At 42.9% G+C, this 10,973-nt stretch carries 8 protein-coding genes; 1 reads left to right on the plus strand and 7 read right to left on the minus strand.

What is annotated here, in order from left to right; translation table 11 throughout:
- Nucleotides 1-79 precede the first annotated feature (79 nt).
- From hprK to ftsH, 3 genes are all read right to left on the minus strand, one after another.
- Nucleotides 80-1,036, minus strand: coding sequence for an HPr(Ser) kinase/phosphatase (gene hprK / locus QZZ35_RS06465; protein ID WP_291236656.1), 957 nt, complete (start codon nt 1,034-1,036; stop codon nt 80-82).
- Nucleotides 1,037-1,085: 49 nt separating this feature from the next.
- The gene (gene uvrC, locus QZZ35_RS06470) at nt 1,086-2,954 is read right to left on the minus strand and encodes an excinuclease ABC subunit UvrC (protein ID WP_291236657.1); all 1,869 of its coding nucleotides are present in this window, start codon (nt 2,952-2,954) and stop codon (nt 1,086-1,088) included.
- Between the two features lie 76 nt (nt 2,955-3,030).
- Entirely contained in the window at nt 3,031-4,944 is a 1,914-nt protein-coding gene (gene ftsH / locus QZZ35_RS06475) for an ATP-dependent zinc metalloprotease FtsH (protein ID WP_291236658.1), read from the minus strand.
- Between the two features lie 192 nt (nt 4,945-5,136).
- Between ftsH and QZZ35_RS06480 the strand changes: the two genes are divergently transcribed.
- A complete protein-coding gene (locus QZZ35_RS06480; protein WP_291236659.1) occupies nt 5,137-6,744 on the plus strand; it encodes a CTP synthase in 1,608 nt (535 codons plus the stop codon).
- Between the two features lie 69 nt (nt 6,745-6,813).
- On the opposite strand, the gene QZZ35_RS06485 is transcribed toward QZZ35_RS06480, so the two are convergent.
- The 4 genes from QZZ35_RS06485 to QZZ35_RS06500 all read right to left on the minus strand — a co-directional run.
- On the minus strand, nt 6,814-7,638 hold the full coding sequence (locus QZZ35_RS06485; RefSeq protein WP_291236660.1) for a Cof-type HAD-IIB family hydrolase: 825 nt from the start codon (nt 7,636-7,638) through the stop codon (nt 6,814-6,816).
- Nucleotides 7,639-7,798: 160 nt separating this feature from the next.
- On the minus strand, nt 7,799-9,196 hold the full coding sequence (gene gltA, locus QZZ35_RS06490; RefSeq protein WP_291236661.1) for an NADPH-dependent glutamate synthase: 1,398 nt from the start codon (nt 9,194-9,196) through the stop codon (nt 7,799-7,801).
- Nucleotides 9,196-10,086: a sulfide/dihydroorotate dehydrogenase-like FAD/NAD-binding protein gene (locus QZZ35_RS06495; RefSeq protein ID WP_291236662.1), complete on the minus strand. Its 891-nt coding sequence runs from the start codon at nt 10,084-10,086 to the stop codon at nt 9,196-9,198. The genes gltA and QZZ35_RS06495 overlap by 1 nt, the downstream gene beginning before the upstream one ends.
- A gap of 107 nt (nt 10,087-10,193) precedes the next feature.
- On the minus strand, nt 10,194-10,973 hold a 780-nt coding region (locus QZZ35_RS06500), incomplete at its 5' end, for a glutamate ligase domain-containing protein (protein WP_291236663.1).

A 10,973-nucleotide genomic window follows, 5' to 3' on the forward strand; every position in this document is an offset into this window, starting at 1 on the left:
CCCATAATGTTGTTCAGTTCTTCCACTAATGTCATATATGATTCCTCTCCGCTCTCCTTGGAATAGAACAGTTTATACTTTACCTTAAGTCCTGTTTTTCCTGAATATTTCCGGTGACTCTTCGATATAATTCCTGAGCAGCATTATATCCCATCTGTTTTTGACGATGATTAATAGCCGCTGCTTCAACAATAACAGCCACATTACGTCCCGGACGAATCGGAATCGAATGGCATACAATTTTATTGCCAAGATACTCTGTATACTGCTCATCAAGTCCAAGGCGGTCATACTCACGCTCACGATTCCATTCTTCCAACTTGATAACCAGACTGATCTTCTGTATCTCTTTGACACTCTGGATACCGAACAGTGTCTTCACATCCACAATGCCGATTCCCCGAAGCTCTATAAAATATCTTGTAATGCTCGGTGCTGTTCCTACTAACTCTGTGTCACTGATCTTCTTAATTTCAACTACATCATCCGATACAAGACGATGTCCACGTTTAATTAATTCAAGTGCCGCTTCACTTTTACCAATACCACTCTCTCCAATAATAAGCACGCCCTCACCGAAAACATCCACAAGAACACCATGGATGGAAATTCTTGGTGCCAGTTCTTCCTGAAGCGTAAGAATTGCCTTATTCATAAATCCACAGGTACCATCCGGACAAAGAAGAAGCGGAATATTATATTGGGTTGCCAGATCAATGACCTCCTGGGCCGGTCTCAGATTACGACAAAAAACCATACATGGCACACCTGCCTGGAAAATCTTATCATACATTGCCAGTCCATGATCCTCATAATTCTTTTCAACATAGGCATTCTCCACCATTCCGACGATCTGAAGCCGCTCATAATCAAAATGTTCAAAAAATCCTGCCAGCTGAAGTGCCGGACGGTTCACATCTGACTGGTGAAGCTCTACTTTATCTACATCCACTTCCTTGTTGAGAAGTGTTAATTTTAATGGTTCCATTATTTTACTTAATTTTACATTATAATATGCTGGTATATTATCAAACATAGTTCTACCCCTTTCTACTACACTATCATAACATGAACTCAGATGAACATCAATGTGACTGATCTCTAAAAAAATGATAGACTGCCTCTGCCGCTGATTCGTTCATTGAATCCACCTGCTTTAATTCTTCCACAGATGCCTCCCGAATCTTGTTTATATCTCCAAAATGCCGCATAAGTGCTTTTCTTCGTGTCGGACCAATCCCGGGAATATCTTCCAGGATGGACCGGACCTGCGTCTTGCTTCTAAGACTTCGATGGTATTCGATGGCAAAGCGATGTGCTTCATCCTGGATGCGCGTCACCAGTCGAAAAGCCTCCGATGTTTTATCAATGGCAATCTCTTCTTCCTCAAAAAATACAGCCCGGGTTCTGTGATAATCATCTTTTACCATGCCACACACCGGAATATCAAGTCCCATCTCCATTAATACTTTCTCAGCAATATGGACCTGCCCCTTTCCGCCGTCCATCAGAATCAGATCAGGAAAAACCGAAAAACTGCCCATAGAAGCATCCATATCTTTTTCTGATAATTCTTTCTGCTCCCTCTGTCCATGAGAAAAACGCCGGGTCAGTACTTCTTCCAGGCTATGATAATCATCCTGCCCCTGTATACCCTGAATCCGGAACTTGCGATAGGCACTTCGCTTTGGCTTTCCCTTTTCATAAACGACCATTGAACCGACTTTCTCGAAACCGCTGATATTGGATATGTCATAGGCTTCCATCCGATCCATCGGCAGCAGGCCCAAAAGATCTGCCAGTTCACGGACCGCACCGATTGTCCGGGCTTCTTCCCGCTTCATCTGTTCACTGTCTTTGTTAAGAATATTCAAAGCATTCTTACATGCCAGCTCCACCAGTCGTTCCTTCTGGCCCTTTTTAGGAACCCTGAAAAACACTTTCTGACCTCTTCTTGCTGAAAGCCACTGCAAAATAATATCCCCATCTTCAATCATCTCAGGTATCATAAGTTCTCTTGGGATATAGGGCGATTCTCCATAAAACTGTTTGACAAAAGATGTAAGTATTTCGCTTCGGCTTTCATTCTCAACTCCCGTAAGATAATAATGGTCCCGCCCGATCAGACGTCCGTTGCGAATAAAAAACACCTGAACCACCGCTTCATTTCCGGCCCTTGCAAGCCCTATAACATCTTTATCTTCCATCTGAGAACTTGTCACCTTCTGTTTTTCCGAAATCTGATGAATACTCTGGATAAGATCCCGGTACTCCATCGCCTTCTCATAGGCCATAGCCTCAGAAGCCGCCATCATCTGATCTGTAAGGAACTGAATGACCGGTCCATGATTTCCTCCGAGAAATAAAAGTACCTCCTGAATTTTTTTCTGATAATCCTCTTTTGAAATTTCGCCCTGACAGGGTGCATCACACTGACCAATATGATAATAAAGACAGGGACGTCCCACACCGATATCTTTTGGAAGATTTCTGTGACATGTCCGTATTTTATATATTTTCCTTAAAAGCTCAATTGTATCCTTCACCGCCGTGCCGTTTGTGTAAGGTCCGAAATATTTTGACTTATCCTTTTTTATCAAACGGGATAAAAGGATTCTTGGATAATCTTCCCCCGTTGTCACTTTAATATAAGGGTAGGTTTTATCATCCATGAGCATCGTATTATACTTTGGACGATACTCTTTAATGAGATTACACTCCAGAACAAGCGCTTCCAGCTCCGAATCTGTAATAATGTATTCAAAACGTGCAATATGGCTGACCATCTGAACAATTTTGGGTGTCAGATTTCTGCTGCTCTGAAAATATTGACGGACCCTGTTTTTCAGACTGATTGCTTTTCCGACATATATAATTTCATCCTGAGCATTATGCATCAGGTAAACTCCCGGCTTTGACGGAAGTTTTTTCAATTCCTCTTCAATATTAAACATTACCGAATCTCCTTAATATCTATTGTACCATTTATTTTCATATAAAAAAAGGTAAACATTGCTGTTTACCTTTTTTCTATACTTCGGCATCACCAGATACCGGTGTTGTTTCTGTGTTCGTGTCTCCACCTTCCTCAGTTTCCGGAATTCCTTTGACCTGGCGGAAAATATGCATAAATTCTTTTCCCGTAATTGTCTCTTTTTCAATAAGAAAATCGGCAATCTTATCGAGACATTCTCTGTTATCTTTCAAAAGAGTAATTGCCTTGTCATATGAAGATTTAAGAATCTGCATAACTTCTTTGTCAATTTCTGTAGCTGTTTCCTGACCACAGTTTAAAACAGTGTGTCCGCTCAGATAACGGTCTTCGACGCTCTCCAGACTCATAAGACCGAATTTTTCACTCATACCGTACTGGGTAACCATGGCACGCGCCATAGCCGTTGCACGTTCAATATCATTCGCCGCTCCGGTCGTCACCGAATCAAAAACAATACTCTCTGCCGCACGGCCTGCCAGCATAATGACCAGTTCCTCTTCCATCTCAATCTGAGACATAAGATACTTTTCTTCCTCCGGAACCTGCATTACATAGCCAAGGGCGCCCATCGTTCTCGGCACGATCGTAATCTTCTGTACCGGCTCTGTATTCTTCTGAAGTGCAGCTGCTAGAGCGTGACCGACTTCATGATACGTTACGATCTTTCGCTCTTTCTGACTTAAAATACGGTCTTTTTTCTCTTTGCCCGCAATAACAACCTCAACCGACTCAAACAGATCCGACTGGGATACCGCATTCCTTCCCTTTTTCACAGCAAGAAGCGCGGCCTCGTTAATAATATTGGCAAGATCTGAGCCGACTGCGCCCGATGTTGCTTTACCAATCTCCTCAAAATCAACTGTTTCATCCAGACATACATTTCTGGCATGTACTTTCAGAATGTCCACTCGACCTTTTAAATCCGGTTTCTCAACAATGATCCTCCGGTCAAAACGTCCCGGTCTTAAAATCGCCTTATCAAGAATCTCCGGTCGGTTCGTAGCAGCCAGAACAATGATTCCTTTAGAAGAATCAAAGCCATCCATCTCCGATAAAAGCTGATTCAGTGTCTGCTCTCGCTCATCGTTGCCTCCGAAGCGTGAATCACGGCTCTTACCGATGGCATCCAGCTCGTCAATGAAAATAATGCATGGTGCTGTTTCCTGTGCCTTTTTAAATAAGTCACGCACACGTGATGCACCTACACCAACAAACATCTCTACAAAGTCCGAACCTGTGAGAGAATAAAATGGTACATTCGCCTCACCGGCTACCGCCTTGGCTAATAATGTCTTACCTGTTCCCGGAGGGCCTACAAGCAATGCTCCTTTCGGAAGTTTTGCTCCGATCTTCGTATATCTTCCCGGATTATGGAGAAAATCGACGATCTCTGTCAAAGATTCCTTGGACTCTTCCTGGCCGGCAACATCTTTAAATGTAATTCCCGTTTCCTTCTGCATATAGGTTTTAGCAGTAGATTTGCCCACGCCCATCATGCCTCCGCCTTTCATCGAACGCATGATCCATAAAAGCATCAGACCGGTCAACACGATCGGCAGAACATACGTCATGAGCATTGATAAAATCATAGTCCCTGTATCTGTGATCTTTTCTTTAAATTCAACGCCGCCCGCTTCAAGTCTCTGCGGAAGTTGATCATAATCAACTTTACCTGTCCAGTAAGTAATTGCTGTTTTTGAATCTTCTGTCCAGAATTCAATTGTGTCATATTGGATCTCCGCCTTTACAACTTCGCCCGCATCTACCATCGCCAGAAATTCATTATACGGCACTTCCTTCCGCCGGCTTTCCTGCATCTGTGCGAACAGTCTCTGAATGAGAAGTACCGCAAGAAAGGCTGTAATCATAATAATGACCAAATTTTGTATATTCTTTTTGCGATTGTCCCTTTTATCGGGATTATTGCTGTCTCTATTGTTATCTTCCATACTTCCTCCTTCAGTCATCTTTAGCGATATCTGAAACCGCTATCTATTTATTATAATGTTCCTTTGTGTTCAAATCAATACTTGTTCCAAAATTTTCGATAAAAAAAGTATGGATAATCTGTGAATTTAGGTGTATAATGTCTTAATTATTAAAACTGACACTTTTATTTTAACAACACAAGGAGGCAAAATATGGCAGTAAAATATGTTTTTGTTACCGGTGGTGTGGTATCCGGACTTGGTAAAGGTATCACAGCAGCTTCCCTCGGCCGTCTTTTAAAAGCACGGGGTTATAATGTTACAATGCAGAAATTTGATCCCTACTTAAACGTAGACCCAGGAACAATGAATCCTTATCAGCATGGTGAAGTCTTTGTCACCGATGATGGCACAGAAACAGATTTGGATCTCGGTCATTATGAACGTTTTATTGACACTTCTCTAAACAAATACAGCAATGTGACCAGTGGTAAAGTCTACTGGGATGTTCTGTCGGCAGAAAGACGCGGGGATTTTGGCGGCAATACAGTTCAGGTCATTCCCCATATCACAAACGCTATCAAAAGTCGCTTTTACCGCAATGATCAGAACAGAGAAACTGAAATTGCCATTATCGAAGTCGGCGGTACCGTCGGCGATATTGAAAGTCAACCATTCCTTGAATCCATTCGTCAGTTCCAGCACGACATTGGCCGTGAAAACTGTATGCTTATTCATGTCACCCTTATTCCATATATCCGTTCCTCTGGAGAAATGAAAACAAAACCTACACAAAATACCGTTAAAGATCTCCAGGCACTCGGAATTCAGCCGGATGTCATTGTATGCCGTTCCGAATTACCGGTAGGCGATGACATCAAAGACAAAATTTCCCTTTTCTGTAATGTTCCTACAAATTGTGTTATTGAAAACCTGGACGTGGATGTTCTCTATGAAGCTCCCCTTGCTATGGAAAAAGAACGCCTGGCACATGTTGTGTGCAAACGTCTCGGAATTGAATGTCCGGAACCGGATCTTGCCGACTGGACAGCAATGGTCGATGCGTGGAAACATCCGGAAAAAGAAGTTACCGTTGCACTTGTAGGAAAATATGTACAGCTTCATGATGCTTATTTGAGTGTTGTTGAAGCTTTAAAACATGCTGCTGTGGCAAACCATGCAGAAGTTCATATAAAATGGGTCGATTCCGAACTGGTCAGCTCTTACAATGTTGATGAAGTTCTCGGAGATGTTCATGGAATTCTCGTACCCGGCGGTTTCGGCGACAGAGGCATCGAAGGTAAGATTACAGCTATCCAGTATGCCCGTGAACACAACGTCCCATTCCTCGGACTCTGTCTCGGCATGCAGATGGCCATCGTTGAATTTGCCCGTAACGTTCTCGGATATGCTGATGCACACAGCTCTGAATTAAATCCATCCACAACACATCCTCTGATTCACATTATGCCGGATCAGCACGGTGTGACCGATCTTGGCGGAACGCTCCGTCTTGGATCCTATAAATGTCTCCTTGATCCGAACTCCAAAGCTTATGAGCTTTACGGCACAAGAGAAATTGAAGAGCGCCATCGTCACCGTTACGAAGTTAACAATGAATATCGTCAGGAATTAATCGAACATGGCATGCGTCTGTGCGGTGTATCCCCGGACGGCCGCATTGTTGAGATGATCGAATTACCTTCTCATCCATGGTTTGTAGCAACCCAGGCCCATCCTGAATTCAAATCAAGACCGAATAAATGTCATCCTCTTTTCCGTGGTTTTCTGAAAGCCGCTCTCGATCAGGCCGAGGAATAAATACATTCCAAGGATTTTCTTAAAAAACAGAAAAAAGGCAATCCTAAAAGGTTGCCTTTTTTCTGTTCACTATAAAAATTCCTCTAATACCCGCGCAACGCCATTCTCATCACAGGAAGGCGCGATCCGGTCAGCAGCTTTTTTTAATCTGTCAATGCCATTTTCCATGGCAACACCGATGCCGGCATATTGAATCATTTCCAAATCATTCTCTCCGTCGCCAAAAGCTATGATTTCTTCCGGACAAATATTCAGCTCATTGGCCAGCCACTTTAATGCTGCATATTTACATACATCTCCATGACTGATCTCAATATAACGCGGAACAGAGGACGTCACATAAATTCCGCCCATAGCCTCCAGTTTTTCCCTCATTTCAGTTTTAAGTTCCATATGGTTCATAATAAAATTAATGCCTTCAATCTCATCTTTATGCTCCACGGCAAATGCTCGTATGTCTTTTACCGGATTACGCGTTGTTTTAACATATTCCGCCGCCGAACCAAAGGCACCAAAGCGCTCCGGAAACCGGAAATATTCTTCAGACGTATAGGGTGTCCCCTTTATAAAAATCTCCATGGGACATTCATAATTTCTATAAAAATCTAAAATCATCATAATCTGTTCCGATGTCATATCCTTTTCAAAAATACGTTCTCGATTTTTCAGCGAAAACACGCTGCTGCCGTTTGACGTAATCACATATTCAATCCCCCCTGCTCTGCATAAGGTCTCCGGTATGGCCTGAAGTGCCCGTCCGCTGGCAATAACAATATGTATTCCCGCTGCTGCCGCCCGATCCAATACTTCTATTGTATAATCTGTTAAATTTTTATTTTTTCCAAGCAGCGTACCATCAATATCCATTGCTGCAAGACATATTTTTTCTGACATAATCCTTACCTCCGGTTTTATGTAAAGCAAGAAGCCGCTATCAAAAGATAACGGCTTCTAAGGGTTATATTATTATGGGATTCAAAGGGCTAATTCATTTTATGTTAATTTCTTAACATAGCACCATTATATACCCCAACCTCATAATTTGCAATAGTTTTTATGAATGTTTTTTGTTTTTTTGTAAGTACTCATGAATACCTGAAGCTGCAGCTTTACCCGCACCCATGGCGAGAATAACTGTCGCTGCTCCCGTTACCGCATCTCCGCCGGCAAATACTCCCGGTCGTGTTGTCTCACCGTTGCTTTCTTTGGCAACAATGCAGGATCTACGGTCTGTATCAAGTCCTTTTGTTGTGGAAGAAATCAGAGGATTTGGTGATGTTCCGAGGGCCATGATCACTGTATCTGCTGTAATATCATATTCTGAACCTTCAACTTCCACCGGTCTTCTTCTTCCTGATGCATCCGGTTCTCCGAGTTCCATACGAATACAGCGCACACCGCGCACCCATCCGTTATCGCTTACAAGAATCTCTACCGGATTATTCAGAAGATGGAACTGAACACCTTCTTCTTTTGCATGATGTACTTCTTCAACTCTGGCCGGAAGCTCCTTCTCGCTGCGGCGATAAACAATATGTGTTTCCGCACCCAAACGAAGTGCTGTACGTGCTGCATCCATAGCAACATTGCCGCCGCCGACAACAACCACTCTTTTACCTGCATGAATCGGTGTATCATAACCCATATAAGCTCTCATCAGGTTGTTTCGTGTTAAAAATTCATTGGCAGAAAATACACCATTCGCCTGTTCTCCCGGAATTCCCATAAACTTTGGAAGTCCTGCACCGGAACCGATAAATACCGCATCGAATCCTTCTTCATCCATCAATTCATCGATGGTAATAGACTTTCCGATAACCGCATCGGTTTCAATCTCGACACCCAGTCTCTTAACATTCTCTACTTCATGGGCTACAACAGTATCCTTAGGCAAACGGAATTCCGGAATACCATATACAAGCACGCCACCGGCTTCGTGAAGGGCTTCAAAAATTTTCACCTGATAACCCATTCTGGCCAGATCGCCCGCACATGTAAGTCCGGCAGGGCCTGAACCGATGACAGCCACATGTTCCGGACGTTTTTCTTCCGAAGCCGTTGGTCTTACATCGTTCTCCATCGCCCAGTCTGCAACAAAACGTTCCAGTTTACCGATGGCGATCGGATCCCCTTTAATACCGAGAATACATTTGCCTTCGCACTGACTCTCCTGAGGGCAAACACGGCCGCATACTGCAGGAAGTGCTGAAGATTCACTGATAATTTCATAAGCCTTCTTAAAATTTCTGTTTTTGACTTCTTCAATAAAATCAGGAATATTAATGGATACCGGACATCCCTGAACACAAAGCGGTTTTGCACAATGAAGACATCTGGAGGCTTCCTGAACAGCTTCCTCTTCTGAATATCCGAGACAAACTTCATCAAAATTTTCTGCACGTACCAATGCTTCCTGCTCTCTTACTGGTATTCTTGTCATATTCACTGCCATTATTCTTCACCTCCGCACATTCCACAGCCACCATGATGTGTGTCGCCTTCAATTTCTTTAAGTACCGCACGTCCTTCTTCAGATTTATACATCTGCTGACGTTGCATTGCCTGATCAAAATCTACAAGATGTCCATCGAATTCCGGGCCATCCACACATGCGAACTTTACTTCTCCTCCGACAGTAACACGGCAGGCACCACACATACCTGTTCCGTCTACCATGATCGGATTCAAACTTACAGTTGTCGGGATGCCCAGCTTCTTTGTCATCATAGATGCAAACTTCATCATGATCATCGGACCGATGATAATGCAATGGTCATACTGTTTATGCTGATTCACAACAAGATCTTCCAGTACCTGAGTAACAAGGCCTTTAAAACCATAGGATCCATCATCTGTTGCAACATAAAGATAATTGGCTACTTCTGCCATTTCTTTGGTCAGGATCAATAAATTCTTCGTTTTTGCACCAACAATAACATCTGCTTCCACGCCCTGCTCATGAAGCCATTTCACCTGCGGATATACCGGTGCTGTTCCAACACCTCCGGCAATAAATAAAATCTTTTTGGAACGCAGAGACTCAATATCCTCTTTAACCAAATCAGAAGGATTGCCAAGCGGTCCTGTAACATCTGCAAAGAAATCTCCTGACTTTAATTCACACATACGCTCTGTAGAAGCGCCAACAGCCTGGAACACGATACTAATCGTTCCTTCTTCTCTATTATAATCACAAATTGTGAGCGGAACCCGCTCACCTTTTTCATCCATTCTCACAATAATAAACTCTCCCGGCTGGCAAGCTTTGGCAACTCTCGGTGCCTCCACTTCCATAAAGAAGATCTTATCTGCTAACTGCTTAGCCTCACGTATTTTAAACATACTTCCCCTCCTGGAATATCTTTAATTCTGTAAATAAATGAAGTGTCAATTTTGTGTGTTGATTATACTCCCATTTTTATGGAAATGCAAGGTTATTTTCGTTATTCCTATTTTATGGCATACTTTTCTCTCAATGCTTTAACGACTTCTTCCTCATGCATGCCTCGTGATCCTTTGACAAAAACTGCGTCGCCATCTGCTATATTCTCCAGAAGCCACCCAATTGCTTCGCTGTTTGAATCAAAACTGCATACAGCAATTCCTGCTCCTGAATCAATAATCGCCTTTGCAAGTGCTTTCATCTCCTGACCCACAGTGACAACCATCTGAATCGGCCGGTCAGCAATTGCCATACCTGTATCATAATGACATTGCCAGGATATCTCGCCAAGTTCAAGTATATCTCCAAGAACTGCAATCTTTCTTCCCGGATTATCCAACTGTACCAGCACATCAATGCCTGATTTCACAGATGCGGGGCTGGCATTGTAGGTATCATCTATGACCTTAATTCCGTTTGCCAGATGATTGATCTGCTGACGCATCGGCAGTCCTTCATATTTTTCCAGACCTTTTGCCGCATCCGATGGTTTAATTCCAAAATATCCTGCCACAGCTACAGCTACAAGCCCGTTCAAAACATTGTGTGTTCCTAACTGCTGAATCGTTATCTCCTCTTTTCCATCCGGGCAGACCAGTGTAAAACAGTTCTTTCCATCTTTAATATGAATGTTCTCTGCATAATAATCACAGGATGGATCTGTTCCAAAAAGGGTCACCGGACATTTCATAGTTTTAGAGGCTTCTCTTAACATCGGGTCATCCCCATTTAAAAACATTCTGTTTTTCTCAGTAAAATGCATACCGATTTTTAATTTTTCTTCCAT

The organism is Frisingicoccus sp. (genome assembly GCA_016298055.1).
Lineage (GTDB): Bacteria > Bacillota > Clostridia > Lachnospirales > Lachnospiraceae > Frisingicoccus.